Source organism: Ruoffia sp. FAM 24228 (assembly GCF_045528575.1).
In the GTDB taxonomy this organism is placed as follows: Bacteria; Bacillota; Bacilli; order Lactobacillales; family Aerococcaceae; genus Ruoffia; species Ruoffia halotolerans.
The window spans coordinates 1-612 of record NZ_JBGQQZ010000153.1; the positions used below are offsets into that span (position 1 = coordinate 1).

At 30.4% G+C, this 612-nt stretch carries 1 protein-coding gene; it reads right to left on the minus strand.

Features of this window, described 5'->3' with window-relative positions; genetic code table 11:
• Positions 1 to 67: 67 nt before the first annotated feature.
• On the minus strand, positions 68 to 460 hold the full coding sequence (locus tag ACEN33_RS12460; RefSeq protein ID WP_407095214.1) for a hypothetical protein: 393 nt from the start codon (positions 458 to 460) through the stop codon (positions 68 to 70).
• Between the last annotated feature and the right edge of the window lie 152 nt (positions 461 to 612).

Here is a 612-nt window from a genome sequence, read left to right on the forward strand (position 1 = left end):
ACACCTTTACAATATCAGAATGGGGTTCTTTTTTCATCACTTAACAGGTGAAAATGAAAAAGTAAATTTAAGCTGCCGTTAGGCAGTTGGCACATGTTTCAACGAAAAGTATGAATTGTTCAGGATTATATTTTTCTAAGTCAAGATAAGTGATGGGGCGTTTTTCATTTATACCTAACCTATTTGCAAAGTATTGGTAAATATCATCATAAAAGTATAAACGACCATCATGATCCTCATCGAATCTTCCCTCTAATATCTTATTATCATCTGTAAAGAATTTGAGCTTTCTATTATAAGGGAAAGTGTTGGTGAACGGATATTTATTAGATTGTTCTAAATAATTAGCCTGTCCAGCTTTAAACATATTATTTATTCCTCTACGAGAACTATTCCAATTGTTTTTGAAAACAACGGGAATTTCTATTATATCATAATAATTTGAAGGACTATGAGTAATATATGTTAATTGCTTATTAAAAAAATTTGGTGTGTTGTAAGATGAAACGCAACACTAAAAAAAGACATGAAGATTCGTTATACTTAAGTCACCACAACATAGTATAAGGAGAGAATCTTCATGTCACACACTCATTTTAACACAAAGAAATC